We start from the raw sequence: 24,676 nt of genomic DNA, 5'->3' as shown, positions 1-24,676 counted from the left end.
GTTCGAGCGGTCAGGATGTTCCCGACTATAACAACCTGTGAACACACCTTTAAACAATTAATTTAAAAATTGTGCACAATTGGCTTGAGCGCGAACTGATAGGCGACGCCTGGTTTCGAATGTGCAGCGTGACGCAGCCCGACCTAGCGCTTGGCCAGCAGCTCCAGGGCTACGTTCGCGGCGAGTCCGGCACCGGCCTCGCTCATGGTGAGGTAGGTGCGGTCGGCACCGGCTTCCTCGATCTGCTGGGCAATGTCTTCATACATTGCATGGGAGACGATCAGCCCGCCGAAGCCTTTGCCTCGCAGCTTGCGGGTAGAAATGATCTTGGCCTCCGCATCATTCATCGCCAGGATCACCGCCTCCACCTTGTTCATTTCCAGGCACGCCCAGAACATCTGATCTTCGGCATCGGCGAAGAGGACATGACGGCCACTTTCGCTGCTTTTTTCGACCGTGACCGGGTCGGAGTCGAGGCTGACCAGGCGCCAGCCCTTGTCGCGCAAATGGTCGTAGGCGGCGCGGCCGGTACGGCCCATGCCCATGATCAGTATCTGTGCGTCGCCCAGTGATACGGGCTGTTCGTCTGGATGGCGAGTGTTGCGTTCGAGCGGAATCAGGCGCTTGGCCAGTCGATCATAGAGCGGGTGGGAGATGCGATTGAGCTGAGCTGAAATGACGAACGACAACGCCACGGTGATGGCCAGCGGTGTCAGCCACTGCGGCAACACCACGCTGGCGACGATCAGACCGAATTCGCTGTAGTTGGTCAGGCTCGTGGCGCTGAGAAACGCGCTGCGTGCCCGCAGACGAAAGAGCAGAAAAAGGAAGAAGAACAGCGCGCCTTTGAATGGCAAGAGCACAGCCAGTACCGCGGCGAAGAGCATCGCGCTTGCGTCCGGCAGGCCACCGATGCCGATCTGCAGGAAAAAGCCGACAAGGAAGATTTCCTTGATTGCCCACAACGAGTTCGACAGTTCAGTGGCACGCTTGTGCTTGGCCAGCATGGCGCCGAAGGCCAGTGCGCCCAGTTCCGAGCTGAGCCCGACATACTCGAAGCCGAGGCCACCGACCACCAATGCCAGTGTCAGGCCCAGCAATACCATCAACTCTTCGTGACCGCTGTAATCGAGCAGGCGAAACAGCAGCGGACGCAACAGCGGTACGCCGAACACCAGCAATGCCCAGGGCGATGGCACCTCACCACTGGCCACGCTCATCACCACGAGTGCGATCAGATCTTGAATGATCAGCACACCGATCGCGACCCTGCCATGGAAGGCCCGCAGTTCGCGCTTGCCCTCCAGCACCTTGGCAGCCAATACCGTGCTGGAAAACGACAGGGCGATGGCCAGCAGCAGGCTTTCGCGCCAGCCCGTATCGAGGAACAGCAGTATGGCAGGCATGACCAGGAGACTGGATATAGCGAAATGCAGCAGGCCTCCACCGATGACCTCGCGACGCACCAGATTGCTCAGCTTGAGCTTGAGGCCGACAGTAAACAGCAGCAGCAACACCCCGATGTGGGCGAGATGGGCAAGAATTTCGCTGTCCCGTGGGCCGACACCGAAATGCTCACCGAAACCGGCCAGGGCGAAGCCGGCTCCCAGGTAACCAATCAATGGCGGCAGGCCTACAGCGCGTGCGAGAAGGCCGAGAACGAAGGCGAACGCAATCCAGCTGGCTTCTATCATCGCAAGGTGCTCGGGGCAGGCGGGCCTGCATTTTAACGGTGGCGAACGGCTTGTCGAGATATCGACTGCTGTATACGACGAAACCCGCGCCGGGCGGGTTCATCGCGAGATGTCACGGACGCACGGGCGAATCCTTCCGCCCTCAGCGCAGCCTGTTACTCAAGCTTAATGTTGAGCCGCACCGGTCAGCATGTTGCGCTCCGGGCCGCCGAGCACGTTGAACAGCAGGTTCAGAGTGACTGCGCTGAGGGTTGCCACAGCGATGCCGCTGTGGGTGATCGGCTCCATCCAGTGCGGCAGGTGCGCGAAGAACTCCGGGCGAATCACCGGCACCATCCCCAGGCCGATGCTCACCGCGACCAGCAATTGATTGCGGCGGTCGCCGATATCCGCCTCCTGCAGAATCTTGATACCGGTGGCGGCGACCATGCCGAACATGGCGATGCCGGCACCGCCCAGCACTGCGGCGGGAATCGAGGCGACCATGAACGCCGCTTTCGGCAGCAGGCTCAGGCTGATCAGCAACAGCCCCGCAATGGCGGTGACGTAACGGCTGCGCACGCCGGTCATCTGCACCAGGCCGATGTTCTGAGCGAACGAGGAATGGGTGAAGGTGTTCATGAAACCGGCGAAGAACGTTGCACTCGCGTCACACAGGAGCCCACGGCGCAGCTGCTTGGGGTCGATCTCCTGCCCGGTGATCTTGCCTAAGGCGAGAAACATGCCGGCGGACTCGACAAAGATGATCACAACCACCAGGCACATCGACAGTATCGGTGCGAGCAGGAACTGCGGGGCGCCGAAGTGATTCGGCGTGACCACCTGGAACGCTGGTGCCGTGTTGATGCCGGACAGGTCGACCATTCCCAGGCTGCCCGCGAGCACATAACCCAGCGCCATGCCGATCAGCACCGACACGTTGACCCAGAAGCCACGCATGAACTGGTTGATCAGCAGGATCACAGCCAGCACCGCCGCGGCCACGCCGAGGTAGGGCAGGGCGCCGAACTGGCCGGTGCCGCTGCCGCCGCCGGCCCAGTTCACCGCGACCGGGAACAACGAAAGGCCGATGGCTGTGATCACCGTACCAGTCACCAGTGGCGGGAACAGGCGGACAATCTTGCATACGAAGGGCGCGATCAATAGGCCGAAGAAGCCGGCGGCGATGGTCGCGCCGAACACGCCGGGCATGCCCACGCCGGGCATGCCGGCCATTACCACCATGCTACTGACCGCAGCGAAGCTGGCGCCCATCATCACCGGCATGCGGATGCCGACAGGGCCGATGCCCATCGACTGCACAACGGTAGCGATACCCGCCACCAGCAGGTCGGCATTGATCAGAAAGGCGATGTCCTCGCGCGACAGCCCGGCTGCCTGACCCACGATCAGCGGCACGGCAACTGCTCCTCCGTACATCAGCAGAACATGCTGGAAGCTCACCAGCAGCATCTGCAGCAAGGGCAGCCGCTTTTTCGTGGCTGTTGCGGTTTCCCGCTCGGTCACATCGTTCATGCAAACACCTCGGACGCTTTTGTTATTGGATGGTCGCGGTGGTCCCGCTGCACGTGCGGAACCGGGTATAGGGTGCTCGGGGCCGTCGTCAGACCCGCTGGAGGTTATTTCGGACTGCGCGCGATCCTCGCTTGGCGCTGCGTGGTTGGGCTAGGGGCTTCTGGATGAAAAAAAGCCGCGCCCGGGAGCGCGGCTGACGGGTGGCGATCAATCGATCGGCGCGCCCTTGTCGATCCAGGCGCCGAGCAGATCTCGCTCGTCCTGGGTCATGTTGGTCATGTTGCCCAGCGGCATGATCTGGCTGGCAACGGCCTGGGCGTGAATCTTCGCCGCCTGCTGCTGGATCTGCTGGGGCGTATCGAACATCACGCCGGCTGGCGCCGCACTGAACAGCGGGCTGCTCGGCTGGGCGGAATGGCAGACGGTGCAGCGCTCGTTGATGATCGGATGAACCTTGGCAAACTCGCTGTTGCCAGCTTTCCCGGCGGGCGCAGCTGAAGCCGGGTCGCCTTGCTCGGCGGGCGCGGCAGCAGCCTGCTGGGCCTCGATGCTCTGCTCGCGAGGGCTGGTCGGGACGGCGTTGGGCACGCCGCCTTGACGGTTGGGTGCGGTGACGAACGCCAGGCAGATCATGCCGACAGCGGCAGCCGGCAGCGCCCAGGCGAAGCGGTTGCTGTCATGACGGGTATTGAAGTAATGACGTACCAGTACGGCCAGTACCGAGATGCCGGCGAGGATCAGCCAGTTGTATTGGCTGCCATAAGTGCTCGGGAAGTGGTTGCTGATCATGATGAACAGCACCGGTAGGGTGAAGTAGTTGTTGTGGCGCGAACGCAGCAGGCCTTTGGCCGGCAGCACCGGGTCGGGTGTGCGGTTCTGCTCGATGGCGGACACCAGTGCACGCTGGGCCGGCATGATGATGCGGAACACGTTGCCGACCATGATGGTGCCGATCAGCGCCCCGGTGTGAATGTACGCCGCACGCCCGCTGAAGACCTGCGAGTAGGCCCAGGCGGCGAAGATCACCAGAACGAACAGCACCAGGCCGAGCAGCGCTGGCTGCTTGCCCAGGGGCGAATCGCAGAGCAGGTCATAGACGAACCAGCCGACGATCAGCGAACCGAAACCGATGGCGATCGCCATGGCCGGAGCCATGTCGCTGCCAGGCGCGATCAGGTACAGCGACGGATTGAGGTAGTAGACCACCATCAACAGGGTCACACCCGACAGCCAGGTGGTATAGGCCTCCCACTTGAACCAGTGCAGATTGTCCGGCATCTGCGGCGGGGCCAGCTTGTACTTCTCCAGGTGGTAAATGCCGCCACCATGGATCGCCCAGAGGTCTCCGGAGAGGCCGTCACGAGGGTTGGCGCGGTTGAGGTTGTTTTCCAGCCAGACGAAATAGAACGAGGCACCGATCCAGGCGATACCGACGATCATATGAATCCAGCGAATAGTAAGGTTCAGCCATTCGGTCAGATGTGCTTCCACGATAATTACCTCTTGCACGGTCGGAAAACCGACCGTTGTTTCTTCTTATTCGACTCGTCGCAAGTGTCCCGCTTGTTCTGAAGCACGCATATCCGGCGCTGGCTGTGCACATCAGCCGTGTCGGGCATGGCCCTCGGTGATCAATCGAACGCTTACTTGGAGTCCCGGTGGGGGTCGAGGAGGATCAAGTCGTCCTCGGTGAAAAAATGCTCGTCGCAGTTGTTGCCAGAACCGCTGCGATCGACCACCAGGAATTCATCCCGCTTTTCGATCGTCAGCACCGGATGGTGCCAGACGCCGCGGTGGTAGTTGACGCCCTGCCTGCCGTTGCTGCGGAAGGCGCGGACGTTACCTGGTACAGGTGCATCGCCAAGTGGCGCGACCACGACCAGAAAGGGGTTGCCGAGCAGCGGTATGAAAGCCTGGCTGCCCTGCGGATGTCGTTCGAGCATGCGAATGACCAGCGGCATTTCCAGCGCGTCGGCGGCAAAAATGCTGATGATGGCCTGGTCGTCCGGCTGCGCGGTCTCTACCGTCGCCAGCTTGTGATAGCGGCGGGTGGAACCGTTATTGATCATGAAGTACTCGCTGCCTTCGGTTTCGATCACATCACCGAAGGGGGCGAAGGCTTCCTTGGTCAACGGCTCTATCTGGAGTGTGCGCATGCTGTACTCGTTATCTGTATTGCTGGTTTGTGGGGCGGTGCCTTTGAGGCGGTTAGGACCGTAGGGTGGGCTTCAGCCCACCTTGGCTCCATGGCTAATGTGGACTAAGCCAGCCTTCGGAGCTGGTGGGCTAAAGCCCACCCTTCGGCCGATTCGGCGGCTATTACGCCAAATGGCGTCGCCTTCTTACTTCACCGCCTTGCCGAACAACCGCAAACGGCTGACGCCACCGTCCGGGAAGATGTTCAGGCGCACGTGGGTGATCGGACCGAGCTTGGCGATCTGCTCGCTGAACTCGTGCTCGGCGTGCATTTCCAGCTTTTGGCTCGGCAGCAGCTCACGCCAGAACAGACTCTGAGTTTCGATCTGGCTGTCAGTGCCGCCTTTGACATAGGCCGCCTGAATGTTGCAGCTGTCCGGGTAGTTGCCCTTGAAGTGCAGGGTGTCGACCACGATGCGTTCGATCTCACCGGGAGTGCCCAGTGCGACGATGACCCAGTCGTTACCCGGTGTACGGCGGCGGGCGGTTTCCCAGCCGTCACCCATATTGATGCCACGACCGGGGTTGAGGATGTTGCTCATGCGACCGAAATGCTCGTCGGAGCAGGCCAGCGCGCGGCCGCCATTGAGCGCCGAGGCCAGATCGAGCTGCTCGTTGTCACCGACGCTGCTCCAGTCGCGAAACGGAATGCCGTGCACACGCAGACGGGCGACACCGCCGTCCGGGTAGATGTTGAAGCGCAGGTGGCTGACCGGCTTGTCGAACCCGATCTCGTGATAGTGATGGCTGTTGCCCTTGAGCTCGACCGCCGGGAGGATTTCAGTCCACTCGGTGTTGTCGTCAGGATCGCCTTCGGCTAGGAAGCAGGCTTCCAGCGAAGCAGACGGCGGGAAGTTGCCGGTGAAGAAGCTGGTATCGATGTCGACGCCCTTGATCGAGCCTGGCACGCCGAGGCGAATGACCGCTTGGTCGAAGCCTTCGAAGCGCTTGCGGCGGGACTCCCAGCCGTCCATCCACTTGCCGTTGTCATCGAAAACGCCCTCCTTCCATACGGCCGGCGTCGGCTGGAACAGCCGGTTGACGTCGGCGAACCAGTCATCAGTGACTGAAATGGCCTTGGTGCCCAGGCGGGCGTCGGCCAGGTTGACGTATTTTTCGAAAGGTACGGCGTAGCTCTTCATACGTTGTTCTTCTCTTCGAGTCGTCTGAATGGTCTCTTGCTTACATCGCCTGCAGACGGAACAGGGCGATTTTGTTGATTTCGGCCAGGGCGCGGGCAAATTCCTGGTCCTGCGAGTTGTGCATGCGCTCTTCGAAAGCCGCCAGGATCTGGTGCCGGTTACTGCCCTTGACGGCCATGATGAAGATGAAGCCGAACTTGTCTTTGTAGGCGTCGTTCAGCTCGGTGAACCGGGCGAACTCTTCAGGTGTGCATTCATGAATGCCGGCACCAGCCTGCTCAGCCGTGCTTGATGCGGTCAGTTCGCCACGCACGGCGGCCTTGCCAGCCAGGTCCGGGTGGGCGTTGACCAGGGCAAGCTGGGTGTCGTGAGGGGCCGACAGCATCGCCTGTGACATGCGGGTGTGCATCACTTCCACATAATCCAGCGTCTCGTCTACACCGGCCTGGTAAACCGTGTCGGCGACCCAGGGCGAATGCTCGTACACGTCGGCGAAAGCGGCAACGAAAGCGTCGCGGTCGAGGGTGGAGGGCTTGATGGTCTTGAACGGCGTCATACGCTGCGCTCCGCAGTAAGAGGGTGGGTCGAGTGCCAGTGACGGGCAATGTCGACACGACGAGCGAACCATACTTGCTCGTGGCCCTTGGCATATTCGATGAATCGCTGCAGCGCGGCCAGACGTGCAGGGCGGCCCAGTAGGCGGCAGTGCATGCCGATGGACAGCATTTTCGGCGCGCCCTCCGTGCCTTCAGCGTATAGCACGTCGAAAGCGTCCTTGAGGTACTCGTAGAAGTCGTCACCTTTGTTGAAGCCCTGGACCTGGGTGAAGCGCATGTCGTTGGTGTCCAGGGTGTAAGGGATCACCAGGTGTGGCTTGTCCGGTGTCGATTCCGGGTCCCAGTAGGGCAGGTCGTCGTCGTATGTATCGGAGTCGTAGAGGAACCCACCTTCTTCGCGCACCAGGCGACGGGTGTTCGGCCCGGTGCGGCCGGTGTACCAGCCCAGCGGGCGTTCGCCGGCGATATCGGTGAGGATGCGGATGGCCTCGAGCATATGCTCGCGCTCCTGCTCCTCGTCCATGTACTGATAGTCGATCCAGCGATAGCCGTGGCTGCAGATCTCGTGACCGTCGGCCACCATCGCCTTGATGACGTCTGGATGACGTTGCGCGGCCATTGCCACGGCGAAGATGGTCAGCGGTATGTCATGTTTGCGGAATAGCTTGAGCAGGCGCCATACGCCAGCGCGGCTACCGTACTCGTAGAGCGATTCCATGCTCATGTTGCGTGCGTCCTGCAACGGCTGGGCTGAAACCATCTCGGAGAGAAAGGCTTCGGATTCCTTGTCACCGTGCAGCACACAGCGCTCGCCGCCTTCTTCGTAGTTGAGCACGAAGGACAATGCGATGCGGGCATTGCCCGGCCATTGCGGATGGGGTGGATTCTCGGCGTAGCCGATGAGGTCACGAGAGTAGTCGGCGCTCACTGTTGTTATTCCTTTATCGATCGCGGGTCGCTGCTCTGGGTGGCTGTGCGACCGTCGTGGTGCAATTGTATACAAAACGTTTTGCGCTTTGTAAATCACAATTCGCTGATTTCTTTCTTTAGATGATTCATCGATTCGCTTCGTTATGCTCCTCCTTGAGCATGCTTTGTGTTGATCAATCGCTCCGATAAGAGCTGTTGAGCAATCTGAGACAATTTTCTGATCTCGTAAATTGTGTACAGTTTTTTTAAAAACTGTCTTTAAAATTCTTTTGTGCATGCTATGCTCGAACCCAGTCCACACCAATCACAAGAGGAGGCGGGCATTGGCAGCCCAAGCTGCGATGCCGGAATCTATGGGACGTTTGACTACTCATGTACTGGATGCAGCCCACGGTTGCCCGGGCAGCGACATCAGCATCGAACTCTATCGGGTCGAAGGCGAACACCTCGAACTGATCACGACCCGGCGGACCAATGCTGACGGCCGTTGCGACTCACCCTTGCTGGAGGGCGACGACTACCGCTCCGGTGTTTACCAGTTGCAGTTCTCCGCTGGGGACTACTATCGCCGGCGTGGCGTTCAGCTGCCCGAGCCTGCGTTTCTGGATGTGGTCGTGCTGCGCTTCGGCATCAGCGCCGAGCAGGATCATTACCACGTGCCGCTATTGATTTCGCCTTACAGCTATTCCACCTACCGCGGTAGCTGATGGCACCTGCCGTGCCTCGCGCGGCGCGGCTTTATCTCTCCCATGCGTGAAACCTTGACTCTTCCTGAGTCTACGACCCGCCTCTGATGGCGGGTTTTTTTTGAATTAAGGCTCAGTGTTGGTGGGTATCGCTTTTCGCTTCGTGGGGTGCTCTGTATTCGCGGCGTTGGCTGATGAATTGTTTTCGCCCTGCTGGGCGAGTCGCTTTTCTTGAGTGGACAAGAAAACAGTAACCAAAAAGAAGGCCGCCCCCCACATCCGCACTAGGCGTCCCCGGCTTGCTTCGCAAAACTTCCCTCGCTCCAGAACTGCCCCTGGGCTCGGACTAGACGTCCCCTCACGAAGGGACATCCATGTCCCATCACTCCTCGCTCGGCATTCATGTCTCGCGACTCCTCTACGCAACGCCTGCGCTCGGCCTGCTGAAGGGGAATTGGGTCCGAGTTGTCTGAAAATTCGCAAATAACGAAACAAGTACGCTTCGCTTGTTTTTTGACAAACGAACCAGCAGACGATGCAGAACGCCCCTTTCAGGAGGCCGAATGGAATCCCCGTGGAGGGGAGCGCGGCATGGATGCCGCGAGAGGCGTAAAGGGTCGGGGCCGCCATCGGCATGGATGGCCCTTGTACGCCGGCACCCGGAGCGGGGATGGAATAAGGGAAGTCGAGCGCAGCGAACCGGGGACGCCTAGTCCGGTGGACGGGCAAGCGTTTTTGCTTACTTTTTTGGCAACTGAAAAAAGTGAGTCGCCCGGCAGGGCGAAACCTGAGCTACGGTCGGCGCGCTAAGTGATTATTTGCACCGACTCATAGTGCAATCGCTCGCTCCGGCAGCCGATTGCACCCTCACCGACTCACCAACGAAACCGCCCCCGCGCCCCCAAACAGCGCCGCGCTGATGCGATTGAACCAAACCTGTCCCTTACCCGCGCGCAGGTAACGCGCCGCGCCATGGGCGCCCAACCCATAGGCCAGTTTGCAGCACAGATCCAACACTGCCCAGGTCAGGATCATCACCAGTAGTTGCGGCATGAAGGGCCGGTCAGCGCTAAGAAACTGCGGCAGAAAGGCAGCGAAGAAAAGAATGTCCTTGGGATTGCTTGCACCCAGGCCGAACGCACGCCAGAACAGCTGGCGAAATCGCGGACTCACCTCACTGGTGGTTACACTGGGGCCGCTTTGTGGGCGCCGGGACTCCTGCCAGCTCTGCCAGGCGAGATAAAACAAATAGAGAGCGCCGACGATCTTTAGCAGACTGAATACCTGCTCCGAGGCCAGCAGTAGCGCGCCTAGCCCGAGGGCGGAAGCGCTGAGCAGGCAGATCGAGGCACTGACGCCACCGACGAATGCTGGCCAGGAGCGTCGCAGCCCGTAGTTGAGGCTGTTGCTGATCATCAATAGCGAAAGCGGGCCGGGGATCAGAATCACCACCAATGCCGCGCTCGCGAATAACAACCAGGTCTCCAGGCTCATTTCAGTACTCCTCAACAATGTTGCGTTTCAGGGATTCGTTCGTGCCCTTCGTGGCGCGAGCTGTAGGGCGCGCGCGCATAGTCCAATCGCCTCGCTACGTGGATCACGGCGAAGCTAGCCCCGTGCCGGCGAGCTACCAAGGTGCCGAACCCATTCTGCAGTTGCGGCCCGGTGCCCGCCCCAAACTCAAAAAGCCCCATCGCGTAAACGATGGGGCCCAATCATTCGCCTTGCTTAAAGGAAGGCGAACTTGGCAATGAAGATCACGCACAACACATAGAGGCTAACCGACACCTTATCGCGCTGACCCGTGAGTAGCTTCAATGTTGCGTAGGTAAGAAAGCCCAGCGCAATGCCGTTGGCGATGGAGAAGGTCAGCGGCATCATCACCACGGTCACGATCGCCGGGATGGTATCGGTGTGATCCTTCCAGTCGATATGCGCCAGACCGCTCATCATCAACATGGCGACATAGATCAGCGCACCTGCAGTGGCATACGCAGGGATCATCCCGGCCAGCGGCGCGAAGAACATCGCGATCAGGAACAGCGCGCCGACGGTCACGGCAGTCAGACCGGTGCGCCCGCCCGCGGCGACGCCCGAAGCGCTTTCCACGTAGCTGGTCACCGGAGGGCAGCCGACAAAGGCGCCGACCACGCTGGAGGTACTGTCGGCTTTCAGCGCGCGTGACAGGTTCTGGATCTTGCCGTCTTCGTCGACCAGATTGGCGCGGTGCGCCACGCCCATCAGGGTGCCAGCGGTGTCGAACATATTCACGAACAGGAACGCCAGGATCACGCTGACCATAGTCACGTTGAGCGCGCCGGCGATGTCCATGGCCAGCCAGGTCGGCGCCAGGCTCGGCGGCAGCGAGACCAGGCCGTTGTACTCGACAAGCCCCATCGCCCAGCCAATGCCGGTGACCACCAGCATGCTCAGCAGGATGGCACCGAAGACGTTGCGATGGCTGAGTACGGCGATCATCAGGAAGCAGATCGCCGCCAGCAGAGCGGTGGGTTCGCCGAATGAGCCCATGGTCAGCAGAGTGGCCGGACTGTCGATGACGATACCTGCGGTCTTCAAGCCGATCAGCCCGAGGAACAATCCGACCCCGGCGCCCATGGCGAAGCGCAGGCTCATCGGAATGCTGTTGAGCAGCCATTCACGCAGGCGCGACAGGCTCATGATCATGAACAGGATGCCGGACAGAAACACCGCACCCAGCGCGATCTGCCAGCTGTAGCCCATCTCGCCGACCACCGTATAGGTGAAGAACGCGTTGAGGCCCATGCCCGGCGCCAGGCCCACCGGCCAATTGGCATACAAGCCCATGAGGAAGCAGCCCAAGGCTGCACCGATGCACGTTGCGACGAACGCCGCGCCGTGGTCGACGCCCGCATCGGCCATGATGTTAGGGTTGACGAAGATGATGTAGGCCATGGTGACGAAGGTCGTCAGGCCGGCAAGCAGCTCGGTCTTGATGCTGGTGCGATGCGCGCTGAGCTTGAAGAATCGGTCGAGCAAACCCGCGTTCTTTGGTTGCAGCCCAAGGGTCTGCTGTTCCTGCTTAGTGGTTTCCACAAGGTGTTCCTCATCGTTCTTGTTGTCTATCACCCAGAGCGGCGCTCTCGAGGGCAGGTGATGGTGAGGGCGCTTACTGTTCGGTTTTTTGACCGAGAGGTCAGGAAGGCTTGACGCGATTATGCTTTTGTATACAAGAATTGCAACTTGATTTACTGAATTTCCGCCTTTCGGCCGTCTCCTGGGTTTCCATGTCGGTCGCATCGTGGCCCGCTTCAACAAGCGCGGTGTTTCGTCAGATGTGAGCTATCGTTTGATTGTGCACAATAAATTCCGCTTTATTTCGCTATTTGACCCTCGACTACTGCCAGCCAGACGCTGAAAGGCAGTAAAGTTCGGTCTGCCGATATTTCCGACGCGAGTCACCATGAACGAACAGTTGCAGCCCCTAAAGAAGCCGACACGAAGCGGCAAGGCCCGAACAGGGACACAGGACGACATCGTTTACGCCCATATTTTCGACGCTATCCTCGAACAGCGCCTGGCGCCGGGCACCAAGCTCAGCGAAGAAGCGCTGGGCGAAATCTTCGGCGTGAGTCGGACCATCATTCGTCGTGCGCTGTCGCGGCTGGCTCATGAAGGCGTGGTGCTGCTGCGTCCGAACCGCGGGGCAGTGGTGGCGAGCCCCAGCGTCGAGGAAGCCCGGCAGATTTTCTTTGCCCGTCGAATGGTGGAGCGCGCCATCACCGAACTGGCGGTTCAGCACGCCAGCAGCGAGCAACTGTCGGAGCTGCGCAAGATGGTGGCTGACGAGCAGGACTGCTTCGCACGGGGTGATCGAGGCGCCGGTATCCGTCTGTCCGGTGAGTTTCATCTCAAGCTGGCCGAGGCGGCGAAGAATGCACCGCTGGTCAGCTTCCAGCGCAGCCTGGTCTCCCAGACCTCGCTGATCATTGCCCAATATGAAAGCGGCAACCGCTCGCACTGCTCTTTCGACGAACACAATCAACTGATCGATGCCATTGCCGCACGCGACAGCGACAAGGCCGTGCATCTTATGATGCATCACATGGATCACATCGACAGCAAGCTCAACCTCGACGAAGACAGCGCCTCGGACGATCTGCACGCTGTCTTTTCGCACTTGGCTCTGGCAAAGAAAAAGCCACGCACAGCTCGCTAATTCGGCACGCTGCCTAAGGCAGTTTCGGTTCGAGATGTCTCTGATGTTGCGAGCGGGCCGTCCGCCTTCGCCGCGCAGGCCAGCTGCGGTTCGATAGAGGTCGGCAGCGTGGCGCTCATGCGCTCGCTGGAAATAGTGAACCTCTAGTAACACGGCGCTTCTCGTGCGGATCACCTCGATAGCGCGTCGTGTTACGCCGCGCTCGTGTCTTGGGCGACCCGGCGAAAAGGTTCGGTCGAAGCCAGTCGACGCCCCCCAAACAAAACCTGAGCTCTCTAGCTTCATCAGCAGCGCCTTGCTCCTGCTGATGCCGGGCGGTCTTGTGCCGAGCCGCATTGGATAGCTCGCTTATACGGTTCGGCCCCGTTGCGTGCGGCCATAGCTCTACGTTAATGTTATGTTATAACCGTTTCGTCAATGATGGGTCCTGGCTTTTCGCAAGGCGACGCCCGACACCCGCCTGCGAAGCGAAAGGCAGGGTTCGAGCCGGTGTATACCGAGGTGATGATGATTGTGTGTGATGGCTTGCAATGGGGCGCCGGTGGGATTGCGCTTACGCCGCCGCTCGACTTGAAGCTTGAAGCCGGCAGCCTGACGGCTGTCATCGGCAGCAACGGCTCGGGTAAGAGCAGCCTGCTGAAGGTAATGGCCGGGTTGGACCGACCGCTGGCGGGCCGTATCGAGGTGGGCGTTCCACTGCTGGGCGGGATTTCCTATCTGCCGCAACAGCAGCAGGTGGACCGGCAATTCCCAATCCGTCTGGCCGAGCTGGTCAGTGCCGGTTTCTGGCGCAGCAGCCTCGGACGTAACGAACGGCAGAAACGCTTGCATCAGGCGTTGGCGGATTGGGGCCTGCTCGATCTACAAACGCAAGGGCTGCATGCCCTTTCCGGCGGCGAGTTGCAGCGCGCCTTGCTGGCTCGGTTGAGCCTGACCGATGCGCCGGTGCTGTTGCTCGACGAGCCCGAGGCGGCGCTGGACGACGTGGGGCTGCGTTTGCTCTGGCAGCACATCGAGCGCTGGCGGCAGCAGGGCAAAACGTTGATGTTGGTCAGCCACAACCTCGTCGGGTTGAGCCTGAAGCGTTGCGACGCCCTGAGGGTAGCCCGCAGCGGTTGCGTCTTTGCCCCGATCGGTCAGTTCATGGCCGACCGGCATCGGCTTGGGCAGGTTGCGTGACGCTGGAGTTGCTGTGGTCGCCCTTTAGCGAGTTCGCCTTCATGCGCCGCGCCTTGTTCGGCGGCGTGGCGCTGGCCTGCAGTGCCGGGCCGCTGGGCGTTTTTCTCATCCTGCGGCGAATGAGCCTGATGGGTGATGCCATTGCCCACGGCATCCTGCCCGGTGCGGCACTAACGTTCTGGCTGTTCGGCTTGAGCCTGCCGGCACTGACGTTCGGCGGGCTCGTCGCTGGCCTCGGCATGGCAGGGGCGGCGGCTTGGGTCAGCCGGCGTACCGGACTGCGTGAGGATGCGAGCCTCGCCGCGCTCTATCCCATTTCGCTCGCCAGCGGCGTGCTGCTGCTCGGATTGGCGGGGCGCAAGCTCGATCTGCTGCATTTGTTGTTCGGCTCGGCACTGGCCGTCGATACGAACACGTTGGCCGGCATGCTCGGCACGTCGGCGGTCAGTCTGTCCGTGCTCGCGCTGACCTACCGAGCCCTGGCGCTGGACAGCCTGGATCCGTTGTTCCTACGTAGCATCAGTCGTTTCGGGCCATTGGCGCATGCCGCGTTCCTGACGCTGGTGGTACTCAACCTGGTGATCGGGTTTCAGGCCATCGGCGCGCTGATGGTGGTCGGGTTGATGATGCTGCCCGCTGCTGCGGCGCGCTTCTGGAGTCGACGTCTCATCGTTCTCTTGCCGCTTGCGGCCTTTTTCGGCGCGGTCTGCGTGTGGCTGGGGCTGCTGCTGTCGTTCTACGTCAGCCTGCCCAGCGGGCCGTGCATCGTGCTGCTGGCGGGCACGTTCTATCTGTTCTCGGTGGTCGCGGGACCGGTCCACGGCCTGCTGCGCTCGACCTCTTTACCATGACCGTTTGAGGTGTTCATCATGCGTTACCTGCTTTTCGCGCTGGCCCTGTGGCTCCCGTTCTCACTGCAAGCGGCCGAGCGGCTCAAGGTAGTTACCAGCTTCAGCATCCTCGGAGATCTGACCCGTGAAATCGGTGGTGAGCGCATTGAACTGACCAACCTGGTCGAGGCGGACGCCGATGCTCACGTCTACGAGCCCAGCCCGGATGATGCCAAGGCCCTGTTACGTGCGGATCTGATCGTCGCCAATGGCCTGGGCTTCGAGCCCTGGCTCGAGCGCCTGCTTGCCAGCAGCGAGCCCGCAGGCAAGCGCATCAATGCCAGCGCGGGAGTCGTTCCGTTGATGCTTGAGGAGGACGGCGAACGGGTACCGGATCCACACGCCTGGCAGAGCTTGAACAATGCCGAGATCTACGTACGCAACATCAGCAAGGCGCTCGTGCAGCTCGATCCCGACCATCGTGAAGAATATGAAACGCGTCGCGACGACTATCTGGGCCGCCTGCATGCGTTACTCAAGAGGGCCGACGCCCGCATAGCCGGTTTACCGGCCAGCCAGCGCAAGGTGGTGACCAGCCATGATGCTTTCGGTTACTTGGGGCAGGCCTGGCAGCTCCAGTTCATCGCGCCGCAAGGGCTATCCACCCATGACGAACCATCTGCAGCTGAGGTGGCGGCATTGATTCGTCAGCTACGCAGCGACGGTGTGCGGGCTGTGTTCGTGGAGAACATTCGCGACCCGCGGCTGATCGAACAGATCGCCGATGAAGCTGGCGCCACCGTTGGCGGTACCTTGTATTCAGATGCGCTGGCCAGCAAGGGACCGGCCAGCACTTACCTTGGCATGTTCGAGCACAACCTCGACACGCTGATGGCGGCGCTGAAGCCTTAGTCGGCTTTGCGGTGTACCGAGCGGCCGGCGGCGAAGGTTTCCTTCACTGCACGGTCGTCGCCGAGCATCATCAGGGCGAACAGCCGTTCTTCGAGGCTATTTGCTTGTTTCAGGCGGTAGTCGATTAGCGGCGTGGCTTTGTAATCGATCACGATGAAATCCGCATCTTTGCCTGGCTGCAGGTTGCCGATCCGGTCGTCCAGATAAAGGGCGCGCGCACCGCCCAACGTTGCGAGATAAATGGATTTGAACGGGTCCAGCTTCTTGCCTTGCAGTTGCATGACCTTGTAGGCCTCGTTCAGCGACTGCAGCTGGGAGAAGCTGGTGCCAGCACCCACGTCGGTGCCCAGGCCGACGCGCACGCCGTGGCCTTCAACATTCTCCAAGTCGAATAGGCCGCTGCCCAGGAACAAATTGGATGTCGGGCAAAAGGCGACCGCCGAACCGGTTTCGCCCAGACGCTTGCATTCGTCGTCGCACAGGTGAACGCCATGGGCGAATACCGAGCGCGCGCCAATCAGGCCGTGATGGTCGTAAACGTCCAGGTAGCCATTCTGCTCAGGGAAAAGCTCACGGACCCATTCGATTTCCTTGCGGTTCTCGGACAGGTGGGTGTGCATGTAAAGATCCGGGTACTCCTTGTACAGTTTACCGGCCAGCGCCAGTTGCTCCGGCGTGCTGGTCGGCGCAAAGCGCGGTGTGACGGCGTAGTGCAGGCGGCCCTTACCGTGCCAGCGCTCGATCAGTTCTTTGCTGTCGGCGTAGCCGGAATCGGCGGTGTCGGTGAGATAGTCCGGCGCGTTGCGATCCATCAGCACCTTGCCGGCGATCATCCGCAGATCGAGCTTTTCCGCCTGCTCGAAAAACGCATCCACCGATTCCTTGTGGACACTGCCGAACACCAGTGCGGTGGTGGTGCCGTTGCGTAGCAGTTCGCGCAGGAACACCTCGGCGACTTCACTGGCATGAGCCTTGTCGCTGAATGCGCGTTCGGTAGGGAAGGTGTAGGTGTTGAGCCAGTCCAGCAGCTGTTCCCCATAGGAGGCGATCATGCCGGTCTGCGGGTAATGGATATGGGTGTCGACGAAGCCCGGAGTAATCAGGGCATTCTTGTACTCGATCACCTCGGTGCCGGCCGGTAGCGTTTGCAGCAGGTCGGTGGCATTACCGATGTGTGCAATCTTGCCGTCCTCGACAACCAGCAAACCATCTTCGAAGTATTCGTAGGATTGCTCGACACTCACCTGGCTCGGGTCGGCAAGGCAGTGGAGCAGGGCGGCACGGTAGGCTTTAGCTTGGGACATGGTGGTTCTCAAAATCGTCTATGAAGAATTCGGATGGCAGGCGGACGTGGACGTGCACTTCCACTCGGACAGACCCTGGCGCTTGCGCTGATGGGAAACGCGTAGCGCAGGCATGGCAAGGCTTCAGTCGTGTTGTGCGCGACGCGAAGCGGGAACCAGCATGGGCACCGGCTTTTCGCCGTCTTGGGTCTTCTCACCGAAATTGGCGTTGTAGGTGGCGATCACTTCTCCAGCGATCGACACAGCGATCTCGATCGGCAGCTTGCCCTTCACATCGGCGATGCCCATCGGGCAGCGCATGCGCTGCACGGTGTCGGGCTGGAAGCCGCGATCGCGCAGACGGTGTTCGAACTTGGCGCGCTTGCTCTTCGAGCCGATCAGGCCGTAGTAGGTGAAGTCATTGCGCTCGAGGATAGCGGCGGTCAGCTCCAGGTCGAGCTGGTGGTTATGGGTCATGACGATGAAGTAGCTGCCGGCAGGCATGTTTTCTACCTCGTCCACAACTTCGTCATTGACGACCTTTTCCACGCCCGTAGGGATCTGCGCCGGAAACTCGCTTTCACGCGAGTCGATCCAGCGTACCTTGCACGGCAAGCTGGCGAGCAGCGGAACCAGGGCACGCCCGACATGGCCGGCGCCGAATACGGCGATATGTGCCTGCGGCTGGCCCATGGGTTCGAACAGCAGCACCGTCGCACCGCCGCAACATTGGCCCAGGCTCGCGCCCAGGGAGAAGCGCTCCAGGCGAGTGTCGCGGCTGCGGTTTTCCAGCATCTCGCAGGCGATCTGCTGCGCCTTGTACTCAAGATGGCCACCGCCAATGGTGTCGTACAGACGCTCACGGCTGACGACCATCTTCGAACCGGCGTTGCGAGGCGTCGACCCGCGCTCCTCGATGATGGTCACCAGTACGCAAGGTTCGCCTTTTTGCTGTAGGTCGGCGAGTGCTTCGATCCAGGCAGTGTTACTCATGGTTCTGTCCTTCGTCGGCAGAAGACCGCGAAGCGTCTTCCACCGAAACGATCAAGTTGCACTAAAGGTGGACAAGCAAAGCGTTGTCCACCCTACGTCAGGCTGGCGTGGTATCCGTTGTTGCGACTGCATTAGCGGTCCGCTTCAACTTGCGCATCTGCTCCACGCCCCACAGCACCCGCTCCGGCGTGGCCGGCGCGTCGATTTTCGGCTGCGCCTTGTAATCAGCCAGACTGGCTACGGCGTCCTTGATCGCACACCAAACGGAAATGCCGAGCATGAACGGCGGTTCACCGACAGCCTTGGAGTGGAACACCGTGTCCTCGGGATTCTTGCGGTTCTCCACCAGCTTGACCCGCAGATCCAGCGGCATGTCCGCCACGGCCGGCACCTTGTAGCTCGCCGGACCGCTGGTCATCAGTTTGCCTTTGTCGTTCCAGACCAGCTCTTCCATGGTCAGCCAGCCCATGCCCTGGACGAAGCCACCTTCCACCTGGCCGATGTCGATGGCCGGGTTGAGCGAGGCGCCGACGTCGTGCAGGATGTCACTGCGCAGCATCTTGTATTCGCCGGTCAGGGTGTCGACGATCACCTCCGAGCACGCTGCGCCGTAGGCGAAGTAGTAGAACGGGCGGCCGCGCGCCAGGCTGCGGTCGTAGTAGATCTTCGGCGTGCGATAGAAGCCGGTGGACGACAGCGACACCTGGCCGAAATAGGCCTGCTGGATCAGCTCATCGAACGATACGTACTCGTCGCGAACGCGCACCTGGCCGTTCTTGAATTCCACGTCTTCTTCCGTGACCTGGTAATGCCGAGCGGCGAAGTCGATCAGTCGTTGCTTGATGGTCTGCGCGGCGTTCTGCGCGGCCTTGCCGTTGAGGTCGGCGCCGGAAGATGCAGCGGTCGGCGAGGTGTTCGGCACCTTGTCAGTGTTGGTTGCCGTGATCTGAATCCGTTCGACGTCGACCTGGAACACCTCGGCCACAACCTGCGCGACCTTGATGTTCAGACCTTGGCCCATCTCGGTGCCGCCGTGGTTCAGGTGGATGCTGCCGTCGGTGTAGACGTGCACCAGCGCGCCGGCCTGGTTGAGGAAGCTGGCGGTGAAGCTGATGCCGAACTTCACCGGGGTCAGGGACAGGCCCTTCTTCAGGACTGGACTCTTGGCGTTGAACGCGCGAATTTCCTCTCGACGCTTGGCATATTCGCTGCTGGCCTCGAGCTCGGCGGTCATTTCCTCGAGCATGTTGTGCTCGACGGTCTGGTAGTAAGGCGTGACGTTGCGCTCGGTCTTGCCGTAATAGTTGCGCTTGCGCACGTCCAGCGGGTCCTTGCCCAGCTCACGCGCCACGGCATCCATGATTTCCTCGATGGCGACCATGCCCTGTGGGCCACCGAAACCACGATACGCCGTGTTAGAGGCGAGGTTGGTCTTGCAGCGATGGCCATTGATGGTGGCGTCGCCCAGGTAGTAAGCGTTGTCGGAGTGGAACATGGCGCGGTCGACGATGGAGCCGGAGAGGTCCGGCGAGTAACCGCAGTTGCCAGCCAGATCGATCTCGATGCCGTGCAGCAGGCCGTCGTCATCGAAGCCCACGTCGTATTCGACGTAGAACGGATGGCGCTTGCCGGTCATCGTCATATCTTCCATGCGTGGCAGACGCATCTTGGTCGGCCGACCGGTGAGGTGCGCGATTACCGCACACATGCACGCCGGACCCGCGGCCTGGGTTTCCTTGCCACCGAAGCCACCGCCCATGCGGCGCATGTCGATGACGATCTTGTTCATCGAGACGCCCAGCACTTCGGAGACCAGCTTTTGTACCTCGGTGGGGTTCTGCGTCGAGGTGTAAACGATCATGCCGCCATCTTCGGTGGGCATTACCGAAGACACCTGCGTTTCCAGGTAGAAATGTTCCTGACCGCCAATGTGCAGGCTGCCCTGCAGGCGACGCGGGGCGGTAGCCAGCGCGCCAGAGGAGTCGCCGCGCTTGTGGGTGTGGCTGTCGAGCACGAAATGCTTCTTGCGCAGCGCGTCGACGACGTCGATCACTGGCTCGAGATCTTCATATTCGATGATCGCCGCCATGGCCGCCTTGCGAGCGGTTTCGAGGCTATCGGCTGCGACGGCGATCACCGGCTGGCCGACGAATTCGACTACGCCATCAGCCAACAACGGATCACCGGGCATCACCGCGCCGATATCCAGCTGGCCGGGCACATCCTTGGCCGTGATGGCGATGGCGACGCCCGGCACTTCATAGCAGGGTGCGGTATCGATGCGGACAATACGTGCATGGGCGCGGTCGCTCATGCGGGCATAAATGTGCAGCTGGTTGGGAAACTCCAGACGGTCATCGACGTATACCGCTTCGCCGGTGACATGCTTGGGCGCGCTGTCGTGCTTGACGCTACGCCCGACACCGGTCACCAGGTCCTGGGTGAACAGGGCTGCGATTTCTGCTTGGGTCTTGGTTGGCTTATGCATATGCGGTCACCCTTGTTTCGGCTTCCGGGCTCTGTTGCTCAAGGAAGCATTTGCGCAGGAGGTTCTGTGCAACCAGCAGGCGATATTCGCGGCTGGCACGGAAGTCGGTGAGCGGCGTGAAATCTTTTTCCAGCGCTTCGCAGGCTCGCTCGATAGTGTCGGCATTGAACGGCGCGCCAATCAGCGCACGTTCGCAGGCCACCGCCCGTTTCGGGATGGCCGCCATGCCGCCAAAGGCGACGCGGGCATCGTCAATCACGCCATCTTCCAGCTTCAGATCGAACGCCGCGCAGACTGCCGATATGTCGTCGTCCAAGCGCTTGGATACCTTGTAAGCACGGAAAACGCGGTTCGCCTGGGCTCGCGGCACGATGATCTTTTCGATGAACTCGCCTTGTTCGCGGGCGGTGACCTTGTAATCGATGAAGTAGTCTTCCAGAAGCAAGGTGCGGCTGGTGCTGCCTTTACGCAGCACCACCTGCGCGCCCAGCGCGATCAGCAGTGGTGGCGAATCACCGATAGGCGAGGCGTTACCGATGTTGCCGCCGAGCGTGCCCTGGTTACGAATCTGCAGTGAAGCGAAGCGGTGCAGCAACTCGCCAAAGTCGGGGTATTCGTTGGCCAGCGCTTCGTAGCAGTCGGTCAGCGGTGTGGCTGCGCCAATTTCAATGCTGCTGTCGGTGACCTCTACTTTCTTCATCTCGGCAATGTGACCGACATAGATCATCACGGGCAGCTCGCGATGGAACTGGGTGACTTCCAGAGCCAGGTCCGTGCCGCCAGCCAGCAGGCGGGCGTCGGGGTTGGCGCTGTAGATATCGGCTAGGTCGCCCACGGTCAGCGGGGACAGGCAGCGCTTGTCGCCGCTGTTCAGCTCGGCGGTTTCGCGCGGCTCGATGGCCTTGAGCTGGGAGATGGTTTCGGCTTCACGGGCGTCGAACTGGTCCGGCTGCTTGCTGCAGCAAGCCTGCTCGGCGGCTTCGAGAATCGGACGGTAGCCGGTGCATCGACACAGGTTGCCGGCCAGGGCTTCGTGCGTGTCGGCCTTGTCGTAACCGTCCGCTGATTTCTGCAGCGCAAACAGGCTCATGACGAAACCCGGCGTGCAAAAACCGCACTGCGAACCGTGGCAGTCGACCATGGCTTGCTGAACGCTGTGCAGCTGGCCCTGATGCTTAAGGTCTTCAACAACGATCAATTGCTTGCCGTGCAACGCAGAGACGAACGTCAGGCAGGAGTTAAGCGTGCGGTAGCGCAGGCGGTCACCGTCGAGCTCGCCGACCACGACGGTGCAGGCGCCACAGTCACCGGAGGCGCAGCCTTCTTTAGTGCCGGACTTGCCGCGATATTCACGCAGGTACTCCAGCACGGTGGTATTCGGATCGAGTGTCTGCTCACGGCGCAGTTCTCGATTGAGTAGGAACTGGATCAAAGAGGGCCTCCGGGGATTTTTGTTCTGGGCTCTGGTGGTGGAAATTAGCCTTATCTGACTTTTCGGTCAACTAATTCCTGACCCAAAAGTCAGCAGAGTCGACGAGCGAGCTTTCCGCAGCAAAGTGCATGCCGCTTCGGCTTCTTTGTTCATGTATGGAGTGTGGCCCAGGTGGGCGGAGGTTGCTGCTTACATCGACAGGCGCGATGTCTCGTCGGAACGAGTGCTAGGGTTCTGCCGCTCGTGTCCGGCGATGAGCGGGGCGAAGTTTCGCGCCGTAACCTGAACCGTTACGACGCGAGATGTCTCGCCGGGGGAATCGCCCATGCTGAGCGATGATCTATCGCTCAGCCCGCTATCAGTTCACGCGCCGCCTGGCTGTGGTCGGCAATCAGGCCGGTGACGTCAAGACCTTCTATCTGCCCATCGGTGACGCGCCATTGTCCGCCAACCATAACCCGGTCGGCCCGATCGGCGCCGCACAGGAGCAGCGCCGAAATCGGATCATGACTTCCGGAGAAGCGCAGCTCGTCAAGCTTGAACATGGCCAGGTCGGCCTGCTTGCCGACGCTCAGCTCGCCGACATCGGTACGTCCCAGAAGGCGTGCCGAGCCGCGGGTCGCCCAACCGAGCACGCGCTCTGGCGTGATTTGCTCCGCCCCATAGCGCAGGCGCTGGATATACAGCGCCTGACGGGCTTCAAGGATCATGTTGGAGGCGTCGTTCGATGCCGAGCCATCCACGCCAACGCCGATGATCGCGCCAGCGGCTTCCAGCGCAACGGTTGGGCAAATCCCTGACGCCAATCGCATATTCGAGCTTGGGCAATGACAGATGCCCACGCCTGCCTTTCCGAGACGCTCGATTTCATCTTCATTGAAATGGATGCCGTGCGCCAACCAGGTGCGTTCGGACAGCCAGCCGACACTGTCCAGGTAGTCGACTGTGCGCAAGCCGAAGCGCTGCAAGCAGAAATCTTCCTCATCGAGGGTTTCGGCCAGGTGTGTATGCAGGCGCACATCGTGTTGTTCGGCCAAAGCGGCACTGGCACGCATGATTTCCGGAGTGACCGAAAAGGGCGAGCAGGGCGCGAGGGCTATCTGGATCTGTGCCCCATCGCCACGTTCGTGGTAACGGCTGATCAAGCGCTCGCTGTCGGCCAGAATGGCTTCGGCCGTCTGCACGGTGTGTTGCGGGGGTAAGCCTCCGTCGGCTTCGCCCAGGCTCATGGAGCCACGCGTCAGCATGGCCCGCATACCCAATTCGCGGACCGCCTCGATCTGCACGTCGATGGCGTTCTCCAGGCCATCCGGGAACAGGTAGTGATGGTCGGCCGCGGTGGTGCAACCGGACAGTAGGAGCTCCGCCAGTGCGACTTTACTGGCTAGGGCAAGGCGATCCGGCGTCAGTCGTGCCCAGACCGGATACAAGGTTTTCAGCCAGGGGAACAGCGGTTGATTGACCACGGGGCCCCAGGCGCGGGTAAGCGTCTGATAGAAGTGGTGATGGGTGTTGATCAGTCCAGGCAGCACGACGTGTTCACGCGCATCGAATGTGCTGTCTACAGGCATGGAGGGCGATTGCCCGGCGTCGAGCATTTCGACGATGACGCCCTTGTCGATGACGAGCCCACCAGCGGCTTTTTGCTCGTTGGCGGTAAAGAGGGCGAGGGGATTTTTGATCCAGATACGGCTGGCAGTCATGGCCGGCGTCTCCTGAGTTGAGTTCAGAATTGCCAGCTCAGTTATGCCCTGTCTGCTGATCCAGGGGGACGCCAGTTGAGCGCCTAGCGGGGCACAATAATAGCTTGCGGCTGTGTTGTCACCACCCACCATCGGCATTGATGGGGAAAGGCGATGGGTTGCACTCATCCTATGTAGCGGGTGGTCGGGCATGAAAAAGCCGGGCGAGCGCCCGGCTTTTTCGGTTCCCTTCGATCAACCGCCCAGATAGGCGTCGCGGACCTTGGGGTTGACCAGCAGCTCTTCGCCGCTGCCCTGCATGACGATGCGTCCGTTCTCCAACACGTAGCCGCGATCAGCCAACTTGAGCGCCTGATTGGCGTTCTGTTCGACCAGAAACACGGTCACGCCATCCCGGCGCAGCTGTTCGATGATCTCGAAGATCTGCTGGATGATGATCGGCGCCAGGCCCAGCGATGGCTCGTCGAGCAGCAGCAGCTTGGGTTTGCTCATCAACGCTCGGGCGATGGCAAGCATCTGCTGCTCGCCGCCGGACATCGTGCCGCCACGCTGCTGGAAGCGCTCCTTCAATCGCGGAAAAAGCAGCAGCACTTTGTCCAACTGCTCCTGAAAATCCGCTTTATCGGTGAAGAAGCCCCCCATGACGAGGTTTTCTTCCACGGTCAGGCGGGCAAAGATGCGCCGCCCTTCGGGGACCACGGCGATGTCTCGGCGCATGATGTCGCATGTCTGCAGGCCGACCAGCTCGTCGCCTTCGAAGCGAATGCTGCCCGAAGACGCTTGCGGCGTACCACACAGCGTCATCAGCAAGGTCGATTTGCCTGCACCATTGGCGCCGATCAGGGTGACGATTTCACCCTTGCGGACCTCGACGTCGACGTTATGCAATGCCTGGATCTTGCCGTAGAAAGTCGAGACGTTTTCGAAATACAGCATGG

General features: G+C 60.8%; 20 protein-coding genes. 5 read left to right on the top strand and 15 right to left on the bottom strand.

The annotated features are described in order from the left end of the window. Positions 1–143: 143 nt before the first annotated feature. The 7 genes from CH92_RS15815 to puuE all read right to left on the bottom strand — a co-directional run bounded on the left by CH92_RS15815 (position 144) and on the right by puuE (position 8,032). Positions 144–1,694, bottom strand: coding sequence for a cation:proton antiporter family protein (locus CH92_RS15815; protein WP_025242745.1), 1,551 nt, complete (start codon positions 1,692–1,694; stop codon positions 144–146). A gap of 165 nt (positions 1,695–1,859) precedes the next feature. Continuing rightward, on the bottom strand, positions 1,860–3,209 hold the full coding sequence (locus CH92_RS15810) for a nucleobase:cation symporter-2 family protein (RefSeq protein WP_025242744.1): 1,350 nt from the start codon (positions 3,207–3,209) through the stop codon (positions 1,860–1,862). Between the two features lie 207 nt (positions 3,210–3,416). After that, positions 3,417–4,700 carry a urate hydroxylase PuuD gene (locus CH92_RS15805; protein ID WP_025242743.1) on the bottom strand — a complete coding sequence of 428 codons (1,284 nt, stop codon included), beginning with the start codon at positions 4,698–4,700 and terminating at the stop codon, positions 3,417–3,419. A 152-nt stretch (positions 4,701–4,852) separates the two neighbouring features. Continuing rightward, positions 4,853–5,365: an ureidoglycolate lyase gene (locus CH92_RS15800; protein ID WP_025242742.1), complete on the bottom strand. Its 513-nt coding sequence runs from the start codon at positions 5,363–5,365 to the stop codon at positions 4,853–4,855. Between the two features lie 186 nt (positions 5,366–5,551). After that, positions 5,552–6,547, bottom strand: a complete 996-nt coding sequence (gene alc, locus CH92_RS15795; RefSeq protein ID WP_025242741.1) for an allantoicase — start codon at positions 6,545–6,547, stop codon at positions 5,552–5,554. Positions 6,548–6,587: 40 nt separating this feature from the next. Beyond that, positions 6,588–7,103, bottom strand: a complete 516-nt coding sequence (uraD, locus tag CH92_RS15790) for a 2-oxo-4-hydroxy-4-carboxy-5-ureidoimidazoline decarboxylase (protein WP_025242740.1) — start codon at positions 7,101–7,103, stop codon at positions 6,588–6,590. Then, positions 7,100–8,032: an allantoinase PuuE gene (puuE, locus tag CH92_RS15785; RefSeq protein ID WP_025242739.1), complete on the bottom strand. Its 933-nt coding sequence runs from the start codon at positions 8,030–8,032 to the stop codon at positions 7,100–7,102. The genes uraD and puuE overlap by 4 nt, the downstream gene beginning before the upstream one ends. A 355-nt stretch (positions 8,033–8,387) precedes the next feature. On the opposite strand from puuE, the gene uraH reads away from it, so the two are divergent. Beyond that, entirely contained in the window at positions 8,388–8,741 is a 354-nt protein-coding gene (gene uraH, locus CH92_RS15780; protein WP_025242738.1) for a hydroxyisourate hydrolase, read from the top strand. 846 nt (positions 8,742–9,587) lie between these two features. On the opposite strand, the gene CH92_RS15775 is transcribed toward uraH, so the two are convergent. Further along, positions 9,588–10,214, bottom strand: coding sequence for a LysE family translocator (locus CH92_RS15775; RefSeq protein ID WP_025242737.1), 627 nt, complete (start codon positions 10,212–10,214; stop codon positions 9,588–9,590). A gap of 234 nt (positions 10,215–10,448) precedes the next feature. Then, positions 10,449–11,795 carry an NCS2 family permease gene (locus tag CH92_RS15770; protein ID WP_025242736.1) on the bottom strand — a complete coding sequence of 449 codons (1,347 nt, stop codon included), beginning with the start codon at positions 11,793–11,795 and terminating at the stop codon, positions 10,449–10,451. A 367-nt stretch (positions 11,796–12,162) separates the two neighbouring features. On the opposite strand from CH92_RS15770, the gene CH92_RS15765 reads away from it, so the two are divergent. The 4 genes from CH92_RS15765 (at position 12,163) to CH92_RS15750 (ending at position 15,839) form a co-directional block, all read left to right on the top strand. Next, a complete protein-coding gene (locus CH92_RS15765) occupies positions 12,163–12,918 on the top strand; it encodes a GntR family transcriptional regulator (RefSeq protein ID WP_025242735.1) in 756 nt (251 codons plus the stop codon). Positions 12,919–13,425: 507 nt separating this feature from the next. After that, positions 13,426–14,097, top strand: a complete 672-nt coding sequence (locus CH92_RS15760) for a metal ABC transporter ATP-binding protein (protein ID WP_025242734.1) — start codon at positions 13,426–13,428, stop codon at positions 14,095–14,097. 41 nt (positions 14,098–14,138) lie between these two features. Next, positions 14,139–14,948, top strand: coding sequence for a metal ABC transporter permease (locus CH92_RS15755; RefSeq protein ID WP_167332197.1), 810 nt, complete (start codon positions 14,139–14,141; stop codon positions 14,946–14,948). 18 nt (positions 14,949–14,966) lie between these two features. Further along, positions 14,967–15,839 carry a metal ABC transporter substrate-binding protein gene (locus CH92_RS15750; RefSeq protein WP_025242732.1) on the top strand — a complete coding sequence of 291 codons (873 nt, stop codon included), beginning with the start codon at positions 14,967–14,969 and terminating at the stop codon, positions 15,837–15,839. Here CH92_RS15750 and guaD read toward each other — a convergent pair. The 6 genes from guaD to CH92_RS15720 form a co-directional block, all read right to left on the bottom strand. Next, positions 15,836–17,143 carry a guanine deaminase gene (guaD, locus tag CH92_RS15745; protein WP_025242731.1) on the bottom strand — a complete coding sequence of 436 codons (1,308 nt, stop codon included), beginning with the start codon at positions 17,141–17,143 and terminating at the stop codon, positions 15,836–15,838. The two genes, CH92_RS15750 and guaD, sit on opposite strands and share 4 nt — an antisense overlap. A gap of 123 nt (positions 17,144–17,266) precedes the next feature. Then, a complete protein-coding gene (xdhC, locus tag CH92_RS15740) occupies positions 17,267–18,115 on the bottom strand; it encodes a xanthine dehydrogenase accessory protein XdhC (protein ID WP_025242730.1) in 849 nt (282 codons plus the stop codon). Positions 18,116–18,212: 97 nt separating this feature from the next. Beyond that, positions 18,213–20,603, bottom strand: a complete 2,391-nt coding sequence (gene xdhB / locus CH92_RS15735) for a xanthine dehydrogenase molybdopterin binding subunit (RefSeq protein WP_025242729.1) — start codon at positions 20,601–20,603, stop codon at positions 18,213–18,215. After that, positions 20,596–22,035 carry a xanthine dehydrogenase small subunit gene (gene xdhA / locus CH92_RS15730; protein WP_025242728.1) on the bottom strand — a complete coding sequence of 480 codons (1,440 nt, stop codon included), beginning with the start codon at positions 22,033–22,035 and terminating at the stop codon, positions 20,596–20,598. The genes xdhB and xdhA overlap by 8 nt, the downstream gene beginning before the upstream one ends. A gap of 347 nt (positions 22,036–22,382) precedes the next feature. After that, positions 22,383–23,738: an 8-oxoguanine deaminase gene (locus CH92_RS15725; RefSeq protein WP_025242727.1), complete on the bottom strand. Its 1,356-nt coding sequence runs from the start codon at positions 23,736–23,738 to the stop codon at positions 22,383–22,385. 234 nt (positions 23,739–23,972) lie between these two features. Next, complete coding sequence (locus tag CH92_RS15720) at positions 23,973–24,674, bottom strand: ABC transporter ATP-binding protein (RefSeq protein ID WP_025242726.1); 702 nt, start codon at positions 24,672–24,674, stop codon at positions 23,973–23,975. Between the last annotated feature and the right edge of the window lie 2 nt (positions 24,675–24,676).

Origin of the sequence: Stutzerimonas stutzeri (genome assembly GCF_000590475.1) — a bacterium.
In the GTDB taxonomy this organism is placed as follows: Bacteria; Pseudomonadota; Gammaproteobacteria; order Pseudomonadales; family Pseudomonadaceae; genus Stutzerimonas; species Stutzerimonas stutzeri_D.
Note: the sequence above shows the minus strand (reverse complement) of the source record. Positions and strands in the feature narration are given on the sequence as shown.

Bases quoted from the DNA above. Each gene is read 5' to 3' on its own strand.
- CH92_RS15815 (WP_025242745.1), bottom strand. From the start codon at position 1,694: ATGATAGAAGCCAGCTGGATTGCGTTCGCCTTCGTTCTCGGCCTTCTC.
- uraH (WP_025242738.1), top strand. From the start codon at position 8,388: ATGGGACGTTTGACTACTCATGTACTGGATGCAGCCCACGGTTGCCCG.
- xdhB (WP_025242729.1), bottom strand. From the start codon at position 20,603: ATGCATAAGCCAACCAAGACCCAAGCAGAAATCGCAGCCCTGTTCACC.
- CH92_RS15750 (WP_025242732.1), top strand. From the start codon at position 14,967: ATGCGTTACCTGCTTTTCGCGCTGGCCCTGTGGCTCCCGTTCTCACTG.
- CH92_RS15765 (WP_025242735.1), top strand. From the start codon at position 12,163: ATGAACGAACAGTTGCAGCCCCTAAAGAAGCCGACACGAAGCGGCAAG.
- xdhC (WP_025242730.1), bottom strand. From the start codon at position 18,115: ATGAGTAACACTGCCTGGATCGAAGCACTCGCCGACCTACAGCAAAAA.
- CH92_RS15755 (WP_167332197.1), top strand. From the start codon at position 14,139: ATGCGCCGCGCCTTGTTCGGCGGCGTGGCGCTGGCCTGCAGTGCCGGG.
- alc (WP_025242741.1), bottom strand. From the start codon at position 6,547: ATGAAGAGCTACGCCGTACCTTTCGAAAAATACGTCAACCTGGCCGAC.
- CH92_RS15720 (WP_025242726.1), bottom strand. From the start codon at position 24,674: ATGCTGTATTTCGAAAACGTCTCGACTTTCTACGGCAAGATCCAGGCA.
- CH92_RS15725 (WP_025242727.1), bottom strand. From the start codon at position 23,738: ATGACTGCCAGCCGTATCTGGATCAAAAATCCCCTCGCCCTCTTTACC.
- uraD (WP_025242740.1), bottom strand. From the start codon at position 7,103: ATGACGCCGTTCAAGACCATCAAGCCCTCCACCCTCGACCGCGACGCT.
- CH92_RS15775 (WP_025242737.1), bottom strand. From the start codon at position 10,214: ATGAGCCTGGAGACCTGGTTGTTATTCGCGAGCGCGGCATTGGTGGTG.
- guaD (WP_025242731.1), bottom strand. From the start codon at position 17,143: ATGTCCCAAGCTAAAGCCTACCGTGCCGCCCTGCTCCACTGCCTTGCC.
- CH92_RS15800 (WP_025242742.1), bottom strand. From the start codon at position 5,365: ATGCGCACACTCCAGATAGAGCCGTTGACCAAGGAAGCCTTCGCCCCC.
- CH92_RS15760 (WP_025242734.1), top strand. From the start codon at position 13,426: ATGATTGTGTGTGATGGCTTGCAATGGGGCGCCGGTGGGATTGCGCTT.
- CH92_RS15810 (WP_025242744.1), bottom strand. From the start codon at position 3,209: ATGAACGATGTGACCGAGCGGGAAACCGCAACAGCCACGAAAAAGCGG.